General features: G+C 71.9%; 19 protein-coding genes. 11 read left to right on the top strand and 8 right to left on the bottom strand.

From position 1 onward, the window contains the following. Positions 1 to 214: 214 nt before the first annotated feature. The 4 genes from ACZ60M_RS19600 to ACZ60M_RS19585 all read left to right on the top strand — a co-directional run bounded on the left by ACZ60M_RS19600 (position 215) and on the right by ACZ60M_RS19585 (position 5,494). On the top strand, positions 215 to 1,183 hold the full coding sequence (locus ACZ60M_RS19600; protein ID WP_465420018.1) for a lytic transglycosylase domain-containing protein: 969 nt from the start codon (positions 215 to 217) through the stop codon (positions 1,181 to 1,183). 72 nt (positions 1,184 to 1,255) lie between these two features. Beyond that, entirely contained in the window at positions 1,256 to 2,281 is a 1,026-nt protein-coding gene (locus tag ACZ60M_RS19595; protein WP_465420016.1) for a GNAT family N-acetyltransferase, read from the top strand. Positions 2,282 to 2,336: 55 nt separating this feature from the next. Beyond that, positions 2,337 to 4,106 carry a potassium channel family protein gene (locus ACZ60M_RS19590; RefSeq protein WP_465420014.1) on the top strand — a complete coding sequence of 590 codons (1,770 nt, stop codon included), beginning with the start codon at positions 2,337 to 2,339 and terminating at the stop codon, positions 4,104 to 4,106. A gap of 137 nt (positions 4,107 to 4,243) precedes the next feature. Further along, complete coding sequence (locus tag ACZ60M_RS19585; RefSeq protein ID WP_465420012.1) at positions 4,244 to 5,494, top strand: trypsin-like serine peptidase; 1,251 nt, start codon at positions 4,244 to 4,246, stop codon at positions 5,492 to 5,494. A gap of 50 nt (positions 5,495 to 5,544) precedes the next feature. Here the strand turns inward: ACZ60M_RS19585 and ACZ60M_RS19580 are convergent, their stop codons facing one another. Then, positions 5,545 to 6,096 (bottom strand): RBBP9/YdeN family alpha/beta hydrolase, encoded by a 552-nt coding sequence (locus tag ACZ60M_RS19580; protein WP_465420010.1) that lies wholly within the window; start codon positions 6,094 to 6,096, stop codon positions 5,545 to 5,547. Positions 6,097 to 6,157: 61 nt separating this feature from the next. Here ACZ60M_RS19580 and ACZ60M_RS19575 point away from each other — a divergent pair, with 61 nt between their 5' ends. Next, complete coding sequence (locus tag ACZ60M_RS19575) at positions 6,158 to 6,739, top strand: TetR/AcrR family transcriptional regulator (RefSeq protein WP_465420008.1); 582 nt, start codon at positions 6,158 to 6,160, stop codon at positions 6,737 to 6,739. An 8-nt stretch (positions 6,740 to 6,747) separates the two neighbouring features. On the opposite strand, the gene mqnC is transcribed toward ACZ60M_RS19575, so the two are convergent. The 6 genes from mqnC to ACZ60M_RS19545 form a co-directional block, all read right to left on the bottom strand. Beyond that, positions 6,748 to 7,905, bottom strand: a complete 1,158-nt coding sequence (gene mqnC / locus ACZ60M_RS19570) for a cyclic dehypoxanthinyl futalosine synthase (RefSeq protein WP_465420006.1) — start codon at positions 7,903 to 7,905, stop codon at positions 6,748 to 6,750. A 69-nt stretch (positions 7,906 to 7,974) separates the two neighbouring features. Beyond that, positions 7,975 to 8,748, bottom strand: a complete 774-nt coding sequence (locus ACZ60M_RS19565) for an FAD-binding oxidoreductase (protein WP_465420004.1) — start codon at positions 8,746 to 8,748, stop codon at positions 7,975 to 7,977. A gap of 32 nt (positions 8,749 to 8,780) precedes the next feature. After that, a complete protein-coding gene (locus tag ACZ60M_RS19560; protein WP_465420003.1) occupies positions 8,781 to 9,644 on the bottom strand; it encodes a menaquinone biosynthetic enzyme MqnA/MqnD family protein in 864 nt (287 codons plus the stop codon). Positions 9,645 to 9,836: 192 nt separating this feature from the next. Then, positions 9,837 to 10,127 (bottom strand): HPr family phosphocarrier protein, encoded by a 291-nt coding sequence (locus ACZ60M_RS19555; protein WP_465420001.1) that lies wholly within the window; start codon positions 10,125 to 10,127, stop codon positions 9,837 to 9,839. Positions 10,128 to 10,335: 208 nt separating this feature from the next. After that, the gene (locus ACZ60M_RS19550; protein WP_465420000.1) at positions 10,336 to 13,029 is read right to left on the bottom strand and encodes a hypothetical protein; all 2,694 of its coding nucleotides are present in this window, start codon (positions 13,027 to 13,029) and stop codon (positions 10,336 to 10,338) included. 102 nt (positions 13,030 to 13,131) lie between these two features. Beyond that, positions 13,132 to 14,511, bottom strand: a complete 1,380-nt coding sequence (locus tag ACZ60M_RS19545) for a C40 family peptidase (protein ID WP_465419998.1) — start codon at positions 14,509 to 14,511, stop codon at positions 13,132 to 13,134. 199 nt (positions 14,512 to 14,710) lie between these two features. Here ACZ60M_RS19545 and mqnE point away from each other — a divergent pair, with 199 nt between their 5' ends. From mqnE to ACZ60M_RS19530, 3 genes are read left to right on the top strand one after another with little or no spacing between them, the layout of a single operon-like run. Continuing rightward, complete coding sequence (gene mqnE, locus ACZ60M_RS19540) at positions 14,711 to 15,886, top strand: aminofutalosine synthase MqnE (RefSeq protein WP_465419996.1); 1,176 nt, start codon at positions 14,711 to 14,713, stop codon at positions 15,884 to 15,886. Then, positions 15,886 to 16,302, top strand: a complete 417-nt coding sequence (locus ACZ60M_RS19535) for a hypothetical protein (protein WP_465419994.1) — start codon at positions 15,886 to 15,888, stop codon at positions 16,300 to 16,302. The genes mqnE and ACZ60M_RS19535 overlap by 1 nt, the downstream gene beginning before the upstream one ends. Beyond that, positions 16,299 to 16,544, top strand: coding sequence for a DUF4229 domain-containing protein (locus tag ACZ60M_RS19530; RefSeq protein WP_465419992.1), 246 nt, complete (start codon positions 16,299 to 16,301; stop codon positions 16,542 to 16,544). The genes ACZ60M_RS19535 and ACZ60M_RS19530 overlap by 4 nt, the downstream gene beginning before the upstream one ends. Positions 16,545 to 16,560: 16 nt before the next feature. Here ACZ60M_RS19530 and ACZ60M_RS19525 read toward each other — a convergent pair whose 3' ends face one another. Continuing rightward, positions 16,561 to 17,316: an oxidoreductase gene (locus ACZ60M_RS19525; protein ID WP_465419991.1), complete on the bottom strand. Its 756-nt coding sequence runs from the start codon at positions 17,314 to 17,316 to the stop codon at positions 16,561 to 16,563. A 327-nt stretch (positions 17,317 to 17,643) separates the two neighbouring features. Between ACZ60M_RS19525 and acs the strand changes: the two genes are divergently transcribed. The 3 genes from acs to ACZ60M_RS19510 all read left to right on the top strand — a co-directional run bounded on the left by acs (position 17,644) and on the right by ACZ60M_RS19510 (position 22,083). Continuing rightward, positions 17,644 to 19,602, top strand: a complete 1,959-nt coding sequence (gene acs / locus ACZ60M_RS19520; RefSeq protein WP_465419989.1) for an acetate--CoA ligase — start codon at positions 17,644 to 17,646, stop codon at positions 19,600 to 19,602. Positions 19,603 to 19,954: 352 nt separating this feature from the next. Further along, positions 19,955 to 20,875 (top strand): alpha/beta fold hydrolase, encoded by a 921-nt coding sequence (locus ACZ60M_RS19515; protein ID WP_465419987.1) that lies wholly within the window; start codon positions 19,955 to 19,957, stop codon positions 20,873 to 20,875. Positions 20,876 to 20,943: 68 nt separating this feature from the next. Then, positions 20,944 to 22,083 carry an amidohydrolase gene (locus ACZ60M_RS19510; protein ID WP_465419985.1) on the top strand — a complete coding sequence of 380 codons (1,140 nt, stop codon included), beginning with the start codon at positions 20,944 to 20,946 and terminating at the stop codon, positions 22,081 to 22,083. Positions 22,084 to 22,222: the final 139 nt, after the last annotated feature.

Here is a 22,222-nt window from a genome sequence, read left to right as displayed (position 1 = left end):
TTTCAGTCCGGTCCCTCGCGAACGCGCCCCGCCGCGCCGTCACTCCGACGGTCCGCCGGGGTCCGGGCCCCGATCCGGCACCGCGGCACCGGTGCCGCACCACCGCGCCGACCAAGCACCGCCGCACCCGGCACCTCCGCCGATACCGCCCCGCGGCACCGTCGCCACGACGATCCGACCGAGCAGCGCTCGACCAGAAAGGACGCCCCCTCCCGTGTCGTTCACGACTGCAGTTGCCGCCCTGCCGAAGCAAGCCGTCAAGGCCGTGCGCCGCGCCCCGGGCCTGCTGTGGCGCGCCGTCAAGCGCACGCCGCGGGTCCTGTGGCTGGTCGTCAAGCGCACGCCGCGGGTCCTGTGGCTCGGCGTCAGGGGCACCGGCAGGGGCCTGCGGGCGGCGTGGCGGGGCCTGAGGGCCCCGGCCGGGCGCCTCAGCGTCCAGGTCGCCTTCACCGTGCTCGCGCTCGCGGGGGCGCTCACCGCGGGCTGGCTCGTCGTCCCCGGCGCGGGACCGGCCTGGTCCTTCGGCACCGAGCCGACCCCCGAAGCCGCCGAGACCCCGCTCGCGCTCTCCCCCGAAGGCGCCTTCGGCGAGGCGCCCGCCGCGGGCCTGCCCGCCGAGTCGACGCAGATCGGCGACATCCTCGCGCCCACCCAGAGCCCGACCGAGTCGCCCACGAGCGCCGCCGCCACCCCGGCCGGGCTCGAGACGTGGGCCGCGAACCTCAGCGACCTCGGCATCCCCCAGCGCGCCCTCGTCGCGTACGGGCGCGGCGAGCTCGTCTCCGCCGCCCAGAACCCCGGCTGCAACCTGTCCTGGACCACCCTCGCGGGCATCGGCGCCACCGAGACCACCCACGGCACCATCAACGGCAACCAGATCCAGGCCGACGGCACCACGATGACCCAGATCATCGGCCCCATCCACGGCGAATGGGGGCCCATGCAGTTCCTCCCCAGCACATGGGAGCACTGGAAGGCCGACGGCGACGGGGACGGCAAATCCGACCCGCACGACATCGACGACGCCGTCACCGCCGCCGCCAACTACCTCTGCCACGACAACCGCGACATGAGCAGGCCCGACGGCTGGTATGCCGCCCTCTACAGCTACAACCCCCGCGACGACTACGTCAAGAAGGTCTTCGACCGCGCCGACGAGTACGGCAGGAAGAGCACCGCCTGACAGACCCCCCGAATCGCTGCAAGCTGTGAGGAGGGGGTTCCGTTCGGTGACGATTTCGGGTAAGGATAAGAGATGCCCCTGAAGCAGCTCGCTCCCGGCGAGATGACGGCCGACGACCTCAACGACTGGTGCTCGGTCCTCAACGACATGACCGCAGCGGACATGCCGGCCGAGCCGCGATGGCGCACGGACCGCCTCAGCGACTACCTCACCGGGTCGCTCCCGGACGACCGCCGGTTCCTGTTCATGGACCGCGACGCCGACGGCGACCTCGTCGGGCACGCCAGCCTCATCCTCTTCGGCGGCGAGCAGGGCGGGACCGGGGTCGTCGAGATGTCGACCAGGCCCTCTGCACGCGGCCAGGGCGTCGGCTCCCGGCTCCTGCGGGCCGTCGCCGAATGCGCGAAGGCCAACGGCTGCCGGACCCTGTCCGTCGAGGTCATCGCCACCACCCCGGCCGTGGGCTTCTACGACCGGCACGGCTTCGCGCGCAACGTCGTCGAGCAGCGGCACCTCCTGCGCTGGGCCGACATCGACTGGGAGAAGATCGAGCACGCCGCCGGGCGCCTCGCCGCCGGGTACCGGCTCGAATACCACGCCGGGGGCGTCCCCGCACGGCTCTTGGACTCCTACGCGGACGTCAAGGCCAACCTGCGCTCGGCGGGCGGGAACGTCGCGTTCGTGCCCGAATGGCGCGGCTCCGCCTACGCCCCGGCCCTGCGCGACTCCTTCCAGACCCTCGCCCGGCGCGGCATGCGCTCGCACATCGCCGTCGCGATCGCCGAACCGTTCGGGAACGTCGTCGGCCTCACCGAGCTCGTCGTCTCCGCGCAGCGGCCCACCCGCGCCGACCAGTACGACACCGTCGTCGCCCCCCAGCACCGGTCGTACGGGCTCGCGATGACCATGAAGGCCCGGCTCCTCACCGAGCTGCGCCGCGCCGAACCGCAGCTCGTCGACGTCCAGACGTGGACCCTCGAGACCGCCGACGACGTCCGCTGGATCAACGGCGAGCTCGGCTTCGTGCACGACGTCGACTGGTACGACTACGAAGCCGACGTCGACAAGCTCCTCGCCCGCCTGGCCCGCAGAGGGTAGCAATCCGGACTCTCTTGGGCCGCAATCGTTTGCGAACAGTCCGTAGACTTCATCCATGCACCCCCGGCACCCCCAGTACGGCGACGCCCGCACCGAGCGCCGCGTCATCGTCGTGGGCGACAACGGACTGACCCTCCGCTTCATCAAGCACCTCATCGAGCGCTACGCCTTCCACGTCACCGCCGTCTTCGCCGAGGGCCCCGGCGGCCAGCGCGAGGAGATCCGCCGCGAGGCCGAGGTCAACCGCAACCTCCAGGTGTTCACCCAGGCCGAGGTCACCGCCGAGACCGTGCGCCTCGCCGGGCTGACGGCCGCGTACGCGGTCGCGCTCATGGACCAGAACGACGTCGGGAACCTGCACCTGGCGCTGAAGATCCGCGAGATGTCGCACTACCTGGGCGACGAGACCCTGCCGCGGCTGGTCATCCGCATGTACAACAGCGGGCTGCGCGCGAACATCCAGAAGCTCCTGGGCGACGACGAGGACGGCGTGTACGTGCAGTCGGACGCCGACATGGTCGCCGACACGTACGCGCTCGCGGCGCTCCAGCAGCTGCCGCCGGGCGAGATCAACGTGTGGGGGCGCCGGCTGTACCTGTCGCGGCAGCGCGAGGAGCGCGCCGAGGCGCAGTGGGTGGTCGCGGGCGGCAACCAGGCCGGGATCGAGCTCATCCCCGAGGACGAGAACGAGGCGCTGCGGTACCTGTGGCTCTCGCCCGACCGCAGGCGCGGGCAGCTGCGCCCGCGGCTGCAGAACGCGGTGCTGGCGGTGAAGGAGGCGCTGAGCACGCTGCGGGGCATGCTCACCAAGAGCCTCGTGGTGCTCGCGCTGGTCCTGTTCGCGGTGTTCGCGTTCGGGTTCGTGGTGCTGTCGTTCTGGCCGAGCGGCGCGAACTCCCCTGACGGCGACGGGGAGGTGTTCTACCTGCTGGCGCTGATGGCGGGCGGCGGCATCGACCCGGACATGACCGCGAGCCGGCTCCTGAAGGTCACGCAGGCGGTGGTGGTGCTGACCGGTTCGCTCCTGATCCCGTTCGCGACCGGTGCGATCGTGCAGGCCGTCGTGGACCGGCGGTACGCGCTGTCGGAGGGCCGCCGGACCCGGCAGGTGCGGGAGCACGTGATCGTGGTCGGCTTGGGCAACATGGGGACCCGTGTCGTCGAGCGGCTGCGGGAGGCGAAGATCCCGGTCGTCGCGATCGAGAAGAACCGCGAGGCGATGGGCGTGCGGGCCGCGCGCGCGAAGGGCGCGCAGGTGCTGTTCGGCGACGGGTCGAACCAGGAGCTGCTGGCGGAGGCGAACATCTGGCACTGCCGGTCGCTGGTCCTGATGGCGAAGCAGGACGAGTCGAACCTGGAGACGGCGCTGTCGGGCCTGGAGTGCAACCCGAAGCTGCGCACGGTGATGCGGATCTACAACCCGGAGTTCGCGGCGCTGATCCGCCAGAACCTGAACCGGGCGACGCCGCCGCAGGGCGCGCCGCCGCACGCGTCCTACAGCGCGCCGGAGGTCGCCTCGGCGAGTTTCGCGCAGGCGCTCACGGACGACAAGGTGCTGGTGACGATCCCGGTGCGCGGGCACATCGCGTACATCGAGGCGTTCGAGGTCGGCGCGGGCTCGGCGATGGACGACGCGGGGGCGCACCTGGCTACGCGGGTCGGGTTCCACCGGCTGCTCGCGGTCAAGCGCGCGGGCGGGACGATCAGCTGGAACCCGGACGCGGCCTTCAGGGTCGGGCGCGGCGACACGCTCCTGGTGGTGGCGACGCGCAGGGGCCTGGGCGAGATCCTGGACCGCTGCCGCCCTGGAGGGCCGGACCGATAGGCCCCAGGCGGACCCGACGGCGTCGGTTTTCCCTGTGACCCACGCCTTCCCACCCTCACGTGGCGCAACCTCCGCGCGCCTCGCTCGTTGAACGGTCGACACATCTCTCACGAAAGGGGCCGACCGTGGCGGCAAGCGTGCGGAATCCACGAACCGGGCATAGCGGGGCCGAACGCAAGCGCCGCAAGCTGATCCTGGTGGCGGCGGCCGGGTCGATCGCGCTGGGCGGGGCGGCCGCGGTGGTGCCGAGCGCGTTCGCCGAGGACGAGCCCGCGGCGTCGCTCCTTGACGACGCGCTCCTGGACGGCACCATGGAGCTCATGCCGGTCGACGACGACCTGCTCGGCCTGGTCGACGTCGGCGAGGTGACGGCGCTCGCCGAGTCGCTGACGTACGCGGACGAGGCCGACGTCCTTGAGGTCTCCGGCCCCGACGCGGGCTACGTCAAGGTCCACTTCGAGCGGCTGCTGCTGAACACGGGCGACTTCGTGACGGTCTCCAGCCCCGACGGCGCCGAGTCCTACCGGTACGAGGAGTCGCTGATCGACCAGTGGGCGACCTCGATCACCGGCGACACCGCGATCGTCGAGCTGCACCGCGAGTCCGGCGGCGGCTCGTCGGCGCTGGGCGTGCTGATCGACAAGGCCGCGTACGGGTTCACCACCGAGGAGGTGGACGGCCTCGCGCAGGAGCGGGCCGACAGCGCCCGGCCGGAGGAGTCGATCTGCGAGGGCGACGAGAAGCAGTCCTCGGCCTGCTACCGGTCGTCGTATCCGGACGAGGTGGACCACGCGGAGCCGGTGGCGCGCCTGCTCATCGACGGGACCGTGCTGTGCACGGCGTTCCGGGTGGGCGAGAGCAACCGGCTGCTGACCAACCACCACTGCTTCACGGAGACGAAAGAGGCGCAGGGCACCGAGGTGTGGTTCGGGTACGACTGCGCGGTGTGCGGCACGGACATCACGAACCCGCCGGTGAAGGTGAACGGCTCGGAAGTGCTGGCGACCTCGAAGTCCCTGGACTACACGCTGTTCACTGTGGATGATTTCGAGAAGGTCAAGGGCTTCGGCTTCCTGGAGCTCTCGGACCGCGCGGCCCGCAGCGGCGAGGCGATCTACATCCCGCAGCACCCGGCCGGGCGGCCCACCGAGATCGCCATCGAGTCCTCAGTGGACGGCGGTAGCTGCGTGGTCAAGCACGAGGTGTACGACGGGTACGTCGCCGACAGCGACATCTCGTACTACTGCGACACCGAGTTCGGGTCCTCGGGCTCCCCGGTGCTCTCCCGCGACACCCACGAGGTGATCGCCCTCCACCACTTCGGCGGCTGCCCCAACTCGGGAGTCAACGTGCGCCTCATCGCGAAAGAGATCGGCCACCTGATCTGACCGTCCTCACCACCGGGCCCGGCGCTTGCGGCGCCGGGCCCGGTCGCGTTTCAGGCCAGGAGTTCGCGGACGAGCGCCGCGGCCTCGTCGAGTTCGCGACGGTCCTGGTGGCGGCTGAAGTGGACGCCGTCCGGGGTGACCAGGACTTTCGCACCGAGATGGCGGGCGAACAGGTCCACGTGCTCGAGCGGCGAAGGGGTCAGCACAGGGTCGTCGACGGCGATCAGTGCCCGGAAGCCCTTGGCGTTCGCGCGGATGCGGTCCCAGTCGAACCCGCTTTCGAAGAACGGCGCCAGCTGCTCGTAGCCGACCTCGTGCGCCATCGAGGCGACGAGGACCGCTCCGGCGAACGGCTCCCCCTCATGGCGCTCCAGGACGCGCAGCAGCGCGACGCCGCCGAGGGAGTGTCCGACCAGGACGGTGTCGGCCGCGTCGGCGACCTCGGACTCCATGGCCTTGATCCACGCTTCGGCCTGCGGCGCCTCAGGGTCGGGCAGCTGCGGGGTGACCACCTCGTGCGGCGCCAGTTCACTGGCCAGGTGGCCGTACCAGGCCTGGTCGGGCGAGCTCGCGAGCTCGTGTCCGATGACGATGCGACTCATGACGACTCCAATTCAATCGATACGTAGCGTTTCGATTTGAGCGTAGTCTACGATGTCGGTCATGGCAAGCGATCGGAAGGGCGGACGCGTCCGCAGTGAGGAAGCGCACCAGGCGGTCCTGACCGCGGCGGCCGCGCTCCTGGAGGAGCTGGGCTACCAGGGCGTGACCATCGAGGGGGTCGCCGCGCGCTCAGGCGTCGCCAAGAGCACCATCTACCGGTGGTGGCGGTCCCGGCCTGAACTGGTGATGGAGGCCTATACGCTGGCGGTCGCCCGCCGCATGCCCGAACCCGACTCCGGCAGCGCCGCAGGCGATCTCGCCGAGTTCCTGTCGCGGCTGTACCGGATCGCGGAACGGCCGCTCCAGGCGAAGGCGCTGCGCGGGCTCATGGCCGAGGCCCAGCTCGACCCGGAGTTCCTGCCGCCGTTCCAGGAATGGGTGGCGAGCCGCCGCGCCGTCGTGGCCGCGATACTGCGGCGCGGCGCCGAACGCGGCGAGATCGATCCCGCGGCCGACCTCGACCACGCGGTCGACCTCGTGTTCGGGCCGTTCTGGTACCGGCTCCTGGTCGGGCACGCCCCGCTCGACCCCGCCGACGCCCCGGCGCACGCGATGCGGGTGCTCAAGGCCCTCAGGCCCTGAACCGGCCGCTACTCGGCTTTGAGCTGGAGCTCCTTGACGATCGTCGAGAAGTGCGAGCGGATGCGATCGTCGTGGGGGTCGTCCTCGGGGGTCCAGTGGACCGACATGCGCTCGTAGAGCGTGTTCCGCTGCGCCGGAATCCGGTCCGCGGTGCGGATCAGGCCGATGAGCTCCGAGAGCCGCGACTGGTGGCGCGCGCCCGCCGAGGAGATCACGTTCTCCTCCAGCATGATCGAACCGAGGTCGTCCACGCCCAGGTGCATGCTCAGCTGCCCCGAGGCCTTCCCGGTCGTCAGCCACGACGACTGCAGGTGCTTCACGTTGTGGAAGAACAAACGCGCGGTCGCCAAGAGCCGCAGGTACTCCAGGGTCGTCGCCTGCGTCCGGCCCTTCAGGTGGTTGTTCTCCGGCTGGTACGTCCACGGGATGAACGACCGGAACCCGCCCGTGCGGTCCTGCACGTCGCGGATCATCCGCAGGTGCTCGATCCGCTCGGCCGCGGTCTCGCCGGTGCCCATCATCATGGTCGCCGTCGACTCCAGGCCCTGCCGGTGCGCGGCCTCCATGATCTCCAGCCAGCGCTCCCCCGACTCCTTCAGCGGCGCGAGCGCCGTGCGCGGGCGCGCCGGGAGCATCTCGGCCCCGGCCCCCGCGATCGAGTCGAGCCCGGCGGCCTTGATGCGGCGGATCGACTCGTCGATCGCGACACCCGAGACCTTCGACATGTGCGCGATCTCCGACGGCCCGATCGAATGGATCATGAGCTCGGGGTATTCGCGCTTCACCGAGGAGAACAGCTCCTCGTAATACTCGACGCCGAAATCGGGGTGGTGCCCGCCCTGCAGCATCACCTGCGTCGCACCGAGGCCCACGGCCTCGCCGCAGCGGCGCAGGACCTCCTCCATCGGGTGCGCCCAGCCCTCTTCGTGCTTGGGGGCGCGGTAGAAGGCGCAGAACTTGCACGCGGTGACGCACACGTTCGTGTAGTTGATGTTGCGGTCGATGAGGTAGGTGACGATGTTGTCGCCGATGACGCGCCGTCGGGCCGCGTCGGCGGCCTCGGCGAGCGGGTGGAAGGGCGCTTCGGTGTAGAGCAGCAGGGCTTCCTCGGCGCTGATGGCGCCGCCGTCGGCGGCGCGGGCGAGGACATCGTCAATCTCGGCCATGCACGAAGCGTATCGCCGGAGCCGCCCTGGGGACAGTGCGCCCGGGCGCGGTGACTCGTGGGTCTCGCCTCAGACCGTGTACAGCTCGGTGTGGACGCGCTGCGCCCCGGCTTCCTCCAGGACGTCCTTGACGCCGAGGACCATCTCGTAGGGGCCGCACAGGAACCACTCGTCGACCTCGTGCGGGTCGACGACCCCGGCCGCGACGAGCGCTTCGAGGCGTTCGGGTGTGAGGCGCCCGGTGAGCAGCGGGGAGTCGCCTTCGGAGCGGGTGCGCACGTGGTGGAGGCGAAGCCGTGGGCCGTGCTCGCGCTGGAGGTCGCGCAGCTCGGCGGCGAACATCGTGGACGCCTCGGTGCGGTTGGAGTACAGGAGGGTCACCGTCGCGCCCGCGTCGAGCGCGGCCGTCGCGATCCCGATGATCGGGGTGATCCCGGAGCCCGCGACGACCGAGCCGTAGTGGCGGTCGGCGCGGATCTCGGTCCAGAAGTGGCCGAGGGGCGGAAGGACTTCGAGCACGTCGCCGGGGGTGAGCTGCCGGTTCGCGTACCCGGAGAAGGTGCCCTTGGGGATCGAGCGGATGCCCAGGCGCAGCGTGCCGCGCTCGGCGAGCTCGCGCGGGGTCGAGGCGAGGGAGTAGGAGCGGCGCACTTCGGCACCGTCGGGTTCGACGCGCTGGAACGTGAGGTGCTGGCCGGGGTTGAAGTCGAAGGCCGCGCGCAGCTCCTCGGGGACGGCGAGGGTGACCTCGACGGCGTCCTCGGTGAGCGGCCTGACGCGGCTCACGGTGAGCTTGTGCCAGGCGGGGCGGTTCTTGCGGGGCTTCTTCAGCTCGACGGCCACAGCAGGGTCCCTTCGTCGTCCGTCTCGGGTGGTCAGAGCCGGGCTTCGGGCCCGGTCTCGAAGAACTCCGGGCCGCCTGCCCGCAGTGGGGCTATATCCGCATAACGGGACGCACGGGACGCGAATTCCCGCAACCCGGCGAGGTGCCGCTCACCGAGGCCGAACTGGAGTCGGTCGAAGTACTCGGCGAGCGCGGCGGGCGGGAACGGCTCCCAGCGGGCCGCGGAGGCCACGACCTCGTCCATCTCGTCGCGGCTGCGCTGCACGGAGTCGCGGAAGGCCAGGTGGACGTCCTTGACGAGGCCCGGGTGGGCCTCGGCGTAGTCCCGGCGCACAGCCCAGACGGCGAAGACCATCGGCAGGCCGGTCCAGTCCTTCCACTCGGCGGCGAGGTCGAGCACGTGATGCCCGGCCGGGTCGTGGAACACCTGGAGGGCTTCGTCGCCGATGAGCACCGCCGCGTCGGCGTCCCGCAGCGCGGAGTCGAGGTCGGGCGCGGTGACCGTGTAGGTCGGCTTGCGGCCGTAGCGGTCTTCGAGGAGCATGCGGCCGAGGAGGACGCCGGTGCGGGAGGTCGAGGCGAGCGCGACGCGCGGCGCGGCCGGGAGGTCGGCGAGCGGGGCCTTCGAGACGAGGTTGACGCTCAGGACCGGGCCGTCGGCGGCTACGGCGGGGTCGGGGATGAGGAGGAGGTCGTCGGCGTGGCGCAGGTACTCGACGAGGGTGATCGGCCCGATGTCGAGGTCGCCCGCGACGAGGCGGCGGCTGAGCTCGTCCGGTGCGGCGCGGTGGAGGTCGAGGTCGAGGAGCGCGCCCGTCCGCGCCAGTCCCCAGTAGATGGGCAGGCAGTTGAGGAACGCGATGTGGCCGACCCTGGGGCGCCGTGCGATGTTCACAGTTTCGACCGTAGCCGGTCGCGCGGCTAGGAGGTACGCGAGCGGAGGCGGCGTCGCCGACATCACCGCGGACGCCGGAACGGACCGGATGGTGGGACGGGCTGGATGGCGGAACCGGACCGGGCCGGACTAGATAGCCGGACCGGACCCGGCTGGCCGGACCGGATCTCGCACCGGTCCGGCCGCGGGCCTTCAGTTCTCGTCGATATCGCCGATGTCGGCGCTGCCGGTGTCGCCGTCCCCGCTGACGAGGGCGGCGAGCCGGTCGAGGATCTCCTCGTCGTCGCCGGTCAGGACGATCTCGTCGCCGGACCTGACGTCGAGGGTCAGCACCTGCAGGATCGACTTCGCGTCGTGCGGGTCCCCGCCCGGCTTCGCGATCTCCACGTCGGTGCGGGACTCCGCGGCGGTCCCGACGAAGACCGTCGCGGGCCGCGCCTGGATGCCGACCTCCGTGGTCACTTTGACACGGCGTTCCGCCATGCTGCTCACCTTCCCCGATGACGCGGGCGGCGGGCCGGGACGGCCCTCCCCGCGAAGCTCGCGGGCCGCATCGAGCGCCCGTCTGCACCAGGATGAACCGGAGTCGGGGACGGCGGACGCGTTTTCGGCGAATGCCACGGGAAGTGGGACACTCCGCGCGCGCCGGACCAAGCCGACGGGCCCGCCCGACCGGGCGGGCCCGCGGCGGTCAGTCCTCGTCGTCTGCGGGCTTGGCGCCGTAGACCGTCGGGCGCGGGAGCGGGATGTGCTCGGGCAGCTCTGAGCGGTCGAGGAGGTTCTTGACGCGGGCGCGGCCGGGCCGGAACCCGTCGGCTTCCACGGCGGGCTTCACGGCCGGGAGCTGGTGCGCGCCGGTCTTCGTCGAAGGCTCCTCGAACAGGCTGATGTCCGGCGCGTTCACGACCTTCTTGCGCGCCGACTCGACCTCTGACTGCGGGCCCTCCTCGAGAGCGTCCTCGGGCACCGCGACCGGCTCGGGCTCCGGCTCGGGGTAGTCGATCGGGGCCGCGTCCGAGAACGGGCTGTCGTTCACGGGCGGCATCGGCGGGCCCGGTTCCGGGTTCGGCGGCAGCGGTTCGGGCTGCGGCACCGGCGAAGGCTCGGGACGCGGCATCGGCGGGCCGGGCTCGGGGTTCGGCGGCAGCGGCTCCGGTTGGGGCGGCGTCGGTTCAGGACGCGGCGGCGTCGGCTCCGGCACGGGCTCCGGACGCGGCGCCGGCGGCGTCGGTTCGGGATTCGGCACCGGCTCAGGGCGCGGCGGGGTCGGGCCGGGCAGCGGGTCCGGCAGCGGCCCGGGCGGGGTCGGCTCGGAATCGCCCAGGACAGGCAGTCCGGCGGGCTCGGCGGCTTCGTGGATCGGTGCCCCCGATTCCACGCCTGCGGCGGGCTCCGACACGGCCGCAAAGGATTCGGCGACCGGCTCGGGCTCGGCAGCGTCCGCATAGGCGCCCTCCTCGACCGGTTCCGGCGCGTACTCGGGCACGTCGTCAGCGGGCTCGGCCGCCGCGTCGAACTCCGGCACGTCGGCTGGCGCAGGCGCCTCGGCGGGCGCGTCAAGGGCCTCCGCGGCTGCCTCGGGTTCGGCGTACGCGTCGGAGACAGGCCCCGCATAGGCGTCGTACGCGGGCGCCGCGACCGGCTCCGGCTCGACTCCTGCCTCCGGCTCCTTGTCCTGCGCCGCTTCAGGTTCCGGCACCTCGATACCGGCCGCTTCGGCGAACTCGGCGGCGGTCCCCGCCGCTTCGGCCAGGTCCGCTCCGGGGCTCGGCGCTTCGACGGCCGCCGCGTCGGCGAGGGCCGCGTCCAGCACCGGCTCGATCGCGGGAGTCTCATCGTCCTCATCGGACCCGGCGCCCGGGGCCGAGGCCGGGGCGGGCGGCAGGGACTCGCCGGGCACGTCGTCGCCCAGACCGGCGAGCGAGGCCTCTTCCTCCTCGGAGAGTTCGACGTCGTCATCGTCGTCTTCGGGGTCGGGCAGCTCGTCCCAGGCGGCATCCTCGTCGTCCTCTTCGACCGCCTCGACGACGGTCGGTCCCCCGGCGGCGGGAGCCGGGGCGGCGGGCTCGGGGGCGCTGAACGCCAAGGCCGGTTCCGAAGGGGTGTAGTCGGACGGCGCATCGAACGGCGCGTCGTCGGTACTGTGATGCGCTTCCTCGAACGGCTGGTCGTCGTCGGGCGCGGGGGCCTGGCTCGGGACCTCGGCCGCAGGGACCGGCGCCGCATAGGCCGCGCCGGGAACGTTCTCGGCCGACGGGACGCTGAAACCGGCGGGCTGCGCGGCAGCCTGCGGGACGTCAAGCGGCGGTTCGGGATCGGCGAACGGGGCCGGGGCGGGCGGCTGCGCGTTCGGCCTGATCCGCAGGATCTGGGTGCCGTCGGGCATGGGCTCGGGCAGGCCCGGCTGTTCCGCGCCGGGCGCGGCGAACGCGCCGGACTCGGCCGAAGGCAGGCTGAAGCCGCTACTCGCGGCAGGCACCGCGAACGGCGCGCCGGTCACGGGCGAGGACGCGGGCGGCTCGGCGAACGGCGCGCTCGCGGCGGGCGGTTCGGGCGGGGCCGTGAAGTGCGGTTCGGGCACCTGCGGGGCCGCGTACGGCTCCGGGACGGGCGGCGAGAACGGCGCCGAGGCCGGCGGGGCGGCCGCGACCGGCGGCAGCGACTGCGACGACTGGAACGGCGGCGCGGACTGGTAGCCCTGCGAAGGCGCCGAAGGATACGACGGGGCGGACGGGTACTGCGGGTTTTGAGAGGGGTACTGCGGCACCGCGGCCGAACCGGAGGCCGCGCCCTGCGGCGGGTAGGGCGGCACTTGGGCGGAGCCCGAGTGCGGCGCCTGGTACTGGCCGGGGGCGCCGTACTGCGGGACGGCCGCCGAGCCCTGCACGGGCGCGGCGCCCTGCGGCGGCATCCCCGGAGGCGCGGCCTGCGGGGCCCAGCCTCCGGGCGCGCCGTAGCCCTGGACGGGCGGCGACCCGGGCGGCGGGTTCGCGCCCGGCTGGCCGGGCTGGCCGTACTGCGGCGGCGGGACGGCGGCGTAGCCCTGGTTCTGGTTCGCGTACGGGTCGGTCGGCTGGTAGGCGCCGGGCGGCGCGTACTGGGGTTCGACGATTGCCGAGCCGTAGGCCTGGTTCGGCGGGGGCGCGTAGCCCTGCGGGGCACCGGGCGGGGCGTAGCCGGGTTCGCCGGGAGGGGCGTACTGCGGGACGGCCGCCGCGCCGTACGCGGGCGCGGCCGGGGCCGCGTACGAGCCCGATCCGCCGTAAGGCCCCGACTCGGCCGGGAAGCCCCCGAGCGGCGGGGGCAGCGGCGCTCCGCATTGGGGGCAGCGGCGCTGCCCGGACGTCAGTCGCTGGCCGCAAGAGCTACAACTGTTTCCGTCCACGGAGCCTCCTCGGGGCTGGAGCGTCGTTCGGGCAACTCAACAACCATCGTGCCATCAACCGGTCGCGTCCCGTGCGCGCCTTCCCACTACCGTGCGGTACCCCTACTCGGCGGGATCACTCGTCGACGTGTCGGAATCCGCTGCTGTAGTGGCCGGAGTCTCCTCGCCGGACGGCGTCTCCTCGTCCGCCGACGGCGACTCCGAAGGGGTCGGCGACGGGGTCGGGGAGGACGAGGTCGGCGGGTCCGTGGGCGACTCGCTCCCGGACGGGTCCGGGTCGGTCGGACGCGTGGTCGGGTCGGTCGGACGGGTCGTCGGCGGGCGCGGGCTCGGCGTCGTCGGGTCGTCGTCGTCCGGGGTCTGGGTCGGGTTCTCGGCGTCCGGGTCGGTCTGGACGGCGTCGACGACGCGGTGCGCGCCCGCGAAGTTCTCGAACCAGATGGAGCTGATCTTCACCACGTCGCCGGTGCGGGGGGCCTGGATCATCTTGCCGTTCCCCAGGTACATGCCCGTGTGGTAGACCGACTGCCAGTTGCCGGGGTCGTCCCACCAGTAGAGGAGGTCGCCGGGGAGGAGCTTCTCGGTGTCGACCGGCTTGTCGCGGGTCGCGTTGTACTGGTCGGCGGCCACGCGCGGCAGCGAGACGCCCGCGTGGTTGTACGCGGCCTGCACGAGGCCGGAGCAGTCGAAGGAGTTCGGGCCCTCGGCGCCCCACACGTACGGGTCGCCGAGCTGCGCCAGCGCGTACTCGACGGCCTTCTTCGCGGCAGGTGCGGCGTCCCAGCCGTCGACTTCGGACGAGAAGTCGTTCGAGTACTGGGCGGCGGCGGTCTCGCGCTCGTCCTCGAGCTTCTCGACGGCTTCGCGGTTGTTCGCGATGAGCTGGTCGAGGGCGGCCTGGGCGCGGTCGTACTCAACGTCGAGCGTGATGTAGCGGGTCTCGGAGCGGTCGGCGGAGAGGGTCGCGGCGTCGAGCGAGGCGCGGGCGACGGACTCGGCGGTCGCGGCGTCCTCGAGGTCGGCGTTGAGGGCGGGGAGGTCCCATTCGCCGCCGAGGGGGGCGAGGCCGGTGAGGTCGGGGAGCTCGGAGTCGGGCTGGCCCGCGGTCTCGGCGTAGGCCTCTCCGGCGGCGTAGTCGAGGGCGGCCTGCGCGGTCTCGAGCTCGGTGAGGGTGGCGGCCCAGGCGGTCTGCGCGTCGGTGAGGCGGGTCTCGCGCTGGAGCCATTCCTCTTGCGCGGAGGTGGTCTGCTCGGCGATCTGCGCGAGGTCGGCCTGCGCGGTGATGATCTGGGTGCCGAGGGGGCCGTTCGCGGTGGCCGGGTTGGTGACGGGGGTGTCGTCGGTGGCGCTGCCCGCGGGGCGGTTGCCGTCGTCGGGGACGGTGACGCCGGGCTCGGCGAATCCGGGTAGCGCGCCGCTGAAGACAACAGCGGCCGCGCCGGCGGCGGCGATCACTCGGGCACCGAACCGTGTAACGCGCATGTGAGGTGTCCTTCTGTGGGGGAGGCCACGAATACTGTACCGAAGACACGCAAGGCTCGCATCCCCGGTTGCCCGCCGCTCACGTGCCGTGGCAGGCAACACAACCCACGTTCACGGCCTCACATCGCGCAACGTGCGCCCCCTGCGCCGCGTCGCGGCGGGGCTACCCTGGCGGAAACGCCACAACGTTGGGAGCGCCATGGACGACAACGCCAAGTTCAAGGCCGGCATCGAGGAGAAGCTCGCGGCCGGCGAGCGGCTGACCTTCGAGGACGGCGTGGGCCTCTACGAGACCGACGACCTCGCCTGGCTCGGGCGGCTCGCGCACGGGGTCCGCACCGCCAAGAACGGCGACCGGACCATGTTCAACGTCAACCGGCACCTCAACCTCACCAACGTGTGCTCGGCGTCCTGCGCGTACTGCTCCTTCCAGCGCAAGCCCGGCGAGACCGACGCGTACACGATGCGCGTGGAGCAGGCCGTCGCGCTCGCCGAGCAGATGAAGGGCGACGCGCCCACCGAGCTGCACATCGTCAACGGCCTCCACCCGACGCTGCCGTGGCGGTACTACCCGCGGGTCCTCAAGGCGCTCAAGGAGACCCTGCCGGAGGTGAACCTGAAGGCGTTCACCGCGACGGAAGTGCAGTGGTTCGAGAAGATCTCGGGGCTGACCGCCGACGAGATCCTGGACGAGCTCATCGAGGCGGGCCTGGAGTCGCTCACGGGCGGCGGCGCGGAGATCTTCGACTGGGAGGTCCGCCAGCACATCGTCGACCACGCCTGCCACTGGGAGGACTGGTCGCGCATCCACCGCCTCGCCCACGAAAAGGGCCTGCGCACCCCGGCGACGATGCTGTACGGGCACATCGAGGAGCCGCGGCACCGCGTCGACCACGTGCTGCGCCTGCGCGAGATGCAGGACGAGACCGGCGGGTTCGCCGTGTTCATCCCGCTGCGCTACCAGCACGACTTCCACGACGCCAAGGACGGCAAGATCCGCAACAAGCTGCAGGCGCGCACGAAGATGGCGAGCCCGGCCGAGTCGCTGAAGGTCTTCGCGGTCTCGCGGCTGCTCCTGGACAACTTCGACCACGTCAAGTGCTTCTGGGTGATGCACGGCCTGGACGTCGCGCAGCTGTCGCTGTCGTTCGGCGCCGACGACCTGGACGGCTCGGTCGTGGAGTACAAGATCACGCACGACGCCGACGAGTACGGGACGCCGGACAAGATGACCCGCGAGGACCTCCTCGAGCTCATCCGCGACGCCGGGTTCCAGCCCGTCGAGCGCAACACCCGCTACGAGGTCGTGCGCGAGTACGAAGGGCCGCAGTCGATCGGCGAGCGGCGCGCGGAGCCGCAGTCGGTGAAGTTCTAGTGGCGGAAGGCAAGTCGCCGGAGCGGGAGCGCCCGAAGGTCGAGACCCTCGGGCAGCTCCTGGGTACGGCGCTGGCGTACTTCGTGATGGGCGCGGCCGTCCTGGTCGTGATCGACCTGGTGTTCGTGCTGCCGACCGGGGGGCGCTTCGGGCAGACCTCCGGGTGGATCGCGGCGCTGCCGACGGTGTGGGTGTACACCGAGCAGTTCCGGCGGTACGCGGGCGCGGCCCGCTGGGGGCTCATGCTCGTGGGCGTCCTGCTCGGCCTCGCCGCCGGGTTCGCGGTCGCGCTCATCGCGCCGACCGCGTGGCCGCCGATGCTCACCGGCGGCCTGGGCGGCCTGGTGGCCGCACTCGTCTACGGCCCGCTGTGGTTCGCGGGCATCAAAGCGTTCGGAGAGGAGCGGCCAGTATGAACCCGGTCGTCAAGTTCTACCTGTACCGCGTGGCCCTCATCGCCGTGGTCGCCGTGCCGCTGATGTTCTTCATCAACGCGCTGCTGGCGCTCGCGATCGGCCTGCTCGCGTCGATGCTGCTCGGGTTCGTTCTCTTGCGCGGGCAGCGCGAGGCGATGATCGACCACATCGACGCGGGTGTGAAGCGGCGCAGGGAAGAGAAGCAGCGCCTGCGCGCCGAGCTCGCCGGGGACGACACTTAGGGCCTCTGGGTAGGCGCTAGTCGGCGTCCTTCATCAGCTCGGTACAGATCTGCAGGGTCTCGGCCGCACCCGCGGTGAGGGCCTTGCCGTAGTGCTTGAGCCAGGACCGGACGCCGTCGGGCGTACCGGTCGACCAGGCGCGCTGCGCGCCAACGTACTCGGGGGCGCGTTCGAGGTGCCCGGCGTCGACCGTGATGAGCAGCTTCGGGTCGAGTCCCTTGCTGGCCAGCGCGAGCCGCGCGGCGGCGCGGGCGACCACGTTGTTGGCCACGGGGAACGGGCGGACCGCGAGGAGTTCGCCGTGGACGACGGCGGCGGCCATCGCGGCCGGGATCTCCTTGGTGGGGTTGGTGACCAGCGCGCAGAGGGCGTTGATGCGGTTCATGCCGGACTCGTCGACCTCGATGCGGCCGGGCTCGAAGTCCGTGCCTGCGTCCGGGAACTCCTTGGTGGCGAGGGTGTGGAGCTTCGCGAGGACGTAGCGGGGGGAGACCGGCCACATGGGGGCGAGGCCGGGGAGGGCCTCGATGACGCGCAGGACCCCGCTGACGGCCGGGTCGTCGAAGTCCCCGTCGCGCAGGCGCTCCACGTCGCAGTCGTACCCGTCGAGGGCCAGCGTGGCGGACGCGCTGTGCAGGGCCACCTCGGCCGCTACGAGCTCGTCGCCGCCGCGGAGGGCCTCGTGCCACAGCATCCGGTCCACGTTGGCTCTGGCGTTCTCAAGGGCGTCGGCAACCTCGGAGAGTTCGAGGAGAGGCGCGAGAGGATCCACGGGCGGAACCTTACCTTTTGGGCGGAGCGCGCATACGGCGCACTGGGCGGGCTAGTCGGCAGTCACAGGATGGTGTCGGCGTCCAGGATCGTGCACCGGTCCGACGATACCTCCCGAATCGGCGCGGCAAGGTCCCCGCTGCGGCCGCTAATCCCTTCGCGGACCGCCCGCCGACCGCCCGCGGGCCGTTCGGCGAGGAGCGGTCCCAGATGCCGGTGCCGGAGCGGCCGGGCGTAACCGTGTCGTGTTCGTCGCGCTAGTGTTGCCGGACATAGACCCGCCTCACAGTCGCGCAGTGGCGCGTAGATCTGTAAGGAGCGAATACCCGTGGCATCAACCCCGCAAGAGACGCTTGCCAATCTGCTCTCGGAGGACCGGACCTTTCCGCCTTCGCCTGAGTTCGCAGCGCAGGCGAACGTCACCGCGGCCGCTTACGAGGAGGCCGCGGCCGACCGGCTGGCCTTCTGGGAGCGGCAGGCGCGGCGGCTCGACTGGTCGAAGGACTGGGACCGGGTCCTGGACTGGGACAACCCGCCGTTCGCGAAGTGGTTCACCGGGGGCGAGCTGAACGTCGCGGCGAACTGCCTCGACCGGCACGTGGACGCCGGGCTCGGCGACCGGGTCGCGATCCACTTCGAGGGCGAGCCGGGCGACGGCCGCGCCGTCACGTACGCGGAGCTGCTCGACGAGGTCAAGCGCGCCGCGAACACCCTCACGGACCTCGGTGTGGGCGCGGGCGACCGGGTCGTCATCTACATGCCGATGATCCCCGAGGCCGCAGTGGCGATGCTGGCGTGCGCGCGCATCGGCGCCCCGCACTCGGTGGTGTTCGGCGGGTTCAGCGTCGACGCGCTGTCGAGCCGCATCGACGACGCGGGCGCGAAGCTCGTGATCTGCGCCGACGGCGGGTTCCGCAAGGGGAAGCCGCTGGCGCTCAAGCCGACCGTGGACGCTTCGCTGGAGCGGTGCCCGTCGGTGGAGAAGGTCCTGGTGGTGACGCGCACCGGCCAGGAGGTCGAGTGGACCGACAAGGACGTCCGCTGGGAAGACACCGTGGGGACGGCCTCGAATGAGCATGCGGCGCAGGCGTTCGACGCCGAGCACCCGCTGTTCATCCTGTACACGTCGGGGACCACGGGCAAGCCGAAGGGCATCCTGCACACCTCGGGCGGGTACCTGACGCAGGCGTCGTTCACGCACCACGCGGTGTTCGACCTGAAGGCCGAGTCCGACGTGTACTGGTGCACCGCCGACATCGGCTGGGTGACCGGGCACTCGTACATCGTGTACGGGCCGCTCTCGAACGGCGCCACGCAGGTCATGTACGAGGGCACGCCGGACACGCCGCACACCGGGCGGCTGTGGGAGATCGTCGAGAAGTACAAGGTCACGACCCTGTACACGGCGCCGACGGCGATCCGCACGTTCATGAAGTGGGGCGACGACGTCCCGGCCCGCTACGACCTGTCGAGCCTGCGGCTCCTCGGCAGCGTGGGCGAGCCGATCAACCCCGAGGCGTGGGTCTGGTACCGCGAGCACATCGGCGGCGGGAACTGCCCGGTCGTGGACACGTGGTGGCAGACCGAGACCGGCGCGATCATGGTCTCGCCGCTGCCGGGCGCCACCGCGACCAAGCCCGGCTCGGCCCAGCGGCCGCTGCCGGGGATCGACGTGGACGTCGTGGACGAGCAGGCCGAGTCGGTGCCGCACGGCGGGGGCGGGTACCTCGCGATCCGCGAGCCGTGGCCGTCGATGCTGCGCACCATCTGGGGCGACGACCAGCGGTTTATCGACACGTACTGGTCGCGGTTCGGCGGGCTGTACTTCGCCGGGGACGGCGCGAAGAAGGACGAGGACGGCGACCTGTGGCTGCTGGGCCGCGTCGACGACATCATGCTCGTCTCGGGGCACAACATCTCGACCACCGAGGTCGAGAGCGCGCTGGTGAGCCACGATTCCGTGGCCGAGGCCGCGGTCGTCGGGGCCTCGGACCCGGTGACGGGCCAGGGCATCGTCGCGTTCGTGATCCTGCGCGGCGGCCGGGACTCGAGCCCGGAGCACTTGGCGGAGCTGCGGGGGCACGTGGCGACCACGTTGGGGCCCATCGCGAAGCCGCGTCAGGTCATCATCGTCGCCGAGCTGCCGAAGACCCGCTCGGGCAAGATCATGCGGCGGCTCCTGCGCGACATCGCCGAGGACCGCGAGATCGGCGACGTGACCACCCTCGCCGACGGCGCCGTGATGAGCCGCATCAAGACCGGCCTGCAGAGCGGTAAGGAAGACTAGGCGACCCGGAGGGCGCCGGGAGGGACGACAGGTCCCGCCCGGCGCCCTCCGGCGTCCCCGCCTCCGCATCGCACCCCCGCCCTCCCGCGCCCCGCCTCCGCATCGCTCCCTCGCCCCCGGCGCCTCGGCCCGGCATCCCCGCCTCCGCATCGCACCCCCGCCCCCCGGCACCCCGGCACCCCGGCACCCCGGCCGTCCCCTACCTCCGCGACCGGCCGAAACGCCGATATGTCGGACCCGTGTGGGAGAGTCGTCTCATTTCCTCGGTTGGTAGGAGGCGGATGCGGGTGGGAAGGGGCACGCCCTACGCCCGCCCGCCCGGCGACGGGCGGTGACCTCGTACGCTGAGCGCGTGACCCGCAAGACCTTCGCCGACAGCGCCGCGATCAAGCAAGGCCCCTGGACCCACCGGCACATCGACGCCAACGGCTCGCGCTTCCACGTCGTGGAGGCAGGCGAGGGCCCGCTCATCCTGCTGCTGCACGGCTTCCCCGAGTTCTGGTGGGCCTGGCGCCACCAGATCCCGGCCCTCGCCGACGCCGGCTTCCGCGTCGTCGCCGCCGACCTGCGCGGCTACGGCGCCTCCGACAAGCCCCCGCGCGGCTACGACGCCTACACGATGGCCGCCGACGTCGTCGGGCTCGTGCGCGCCCTCGGCGAACGCGAGGCCACCGTCGTCGGCCACGACCTCGGCGGCATCCTCGGCTTCGCCGCCGCCGCGTTCCACCCCCGCCAGTTCAAGTCCCTGATCGTCCTCGGCGCGGCCCACCCGCTGCGCCAGCGGGCCGCCCTCGCGGTCGACCCGAAGGGGCAGATGACGGCGTCCCGGCACCTCTTCGCGTTCCAGATGCCCCGCTACGAGCACAAGCTGACCGATTGGGACGCAAGGAAAGTCGCCGACCTCATGTACGCCTGGTCGGGCCCGGGCTGGCGCGGCAGCCGCGACTTCCAGGAGTACGTGCGGGCCTGCAGGGACGTCATCCAGATCCCGCAGGCGGCGTTCTGCGCCCTGGAGGCGTTCCGGTGGCCGTTCCGCACCGCGATGGGCCTGGCCGGGCGGCGGTTCGTGAAGCTCCTGCAGCGGCCGACGCCCGTGCCGACGCTCCAGCTGCACGGCGCGCTCGACTCCTGCGTCCTCCCCCGCACCGCGCAGGGCTCGGGCCGGTACGTGCACGGACGCTACGAGTGGAAGCTCCTCGACGGCATCGGCCACTTCCCGCAGCAGGAGGCCCCCGAGACGGTCACGAAAGAGATCATCCGCTGGGCGGGCTAGGTCACTAGCCGGTCGGCTAGTCGGTAGGGCAGGATGGGTCCGAACCACCCACTACCGAAGGCGGGTCCATGACCGAGGCCAGTTTCGCGCTGCGCGGCGCCCACATCATCCCCATCACGTCAGCCCCGATCGAGCAGGGCGTCATCATCGTCGAGAACGGCCGCATCAGCGCCGTCGGCGGCGCCGACCTGCCTGTGCCCGAAGGCATCCCGGTCGAGGACGTCACCGGCAAATGGATCGTGCCGGGCCTGATCGACGCGCACACGCACCTGGGCGTGCACGAGGTCGCCGAGGGCTGGGCGGGGAACGACACCAACGAGATGACCGACCCGAACACCGCGTACGTGCGGGCGCTGGACGGCATCAACCCCGCCGAGCCGGGCTTCGCCGAAGCGCTCGAGGGCGGCGTGCTGGCCGTGAACGTGAACCCCGGTTCGGGCAACGTGATCGGCGGCGAGACCGTCGCGATCAAGACCGTGGGCCGCTATGTGGACGAGATGGTGCTGCGGTCGCCGTCAGGCGTGAAATCCGCGCTGGGCGAGAACCCGAAGCGGGTCTACGGCGAGCAGAAGAAGACGCCGTCGACGCGCCTCGGCACGGCCGGCGTCCTGCGGCAGGCGTTCGTGGAGGCCGAGAACTACCGGAGCGCGGAAGACCCCGACCGCGACCTCAAGCTGGAGGTCCTCGCGAAGGTCCTCGACCGGCGCATCCCGTGGCGGCAGCACTGCCACCGCGCCGACGACATCGCGACGGCGCTGCGCGTGGCCGAGGAGTTCGGGTACGACCTGGTGCTCGACCACGGGACCGAGGCGCACCTGCTCGCCGACGTGATCGCCGAGCGGCGCATCCCGGTGATCTTCGGGCCGCTGCTGTGCTCGCGTTCGAAGGTGGAGACGGTGAACCGCTGGCCCGAGAACGCCGCGAAGCTCGCCGCCGCGGGCGTCAAGCTCGCCATCACCACCGACCACCCGGTCGTCCCGATCGAACACCTGATCATCCAGGTGATGCTGGCGGTCAAGGCCGGGCTCGACCGCGACACGGCGCTGCGGTCGGTGACCATCAACCCCGCCGAGATCATGGGCGTCGACGACCGCCTCGGCTCGCTCGAGGCGGGCAAGGACGCCGACTTCTGCATCTGGTCGGGCGACCCGCTCGACATCTACTCGTCAGTGGAACGGGCGTACATCGACGGCGGGCAGGTCGCGTAGGCCCGGGGCGGCGGTGCTGTGGAGGCTGTGCCGCCGCCCCGGACGACTCGGGCAAGGGGGGGGGGGGGGGGGGGGGGCCCCCCCCCCCCCCCCCCTTTTTTGTTTGTGGGGCCCCTCCAACACGCGCCCCTTTGGGGAG

This window comes from Glycomyces sp. NPDC050141, assembly GCF_055586545.1.
This window is presented reverse-complemented; position numbering and strand designations above follow the sequence as displayed.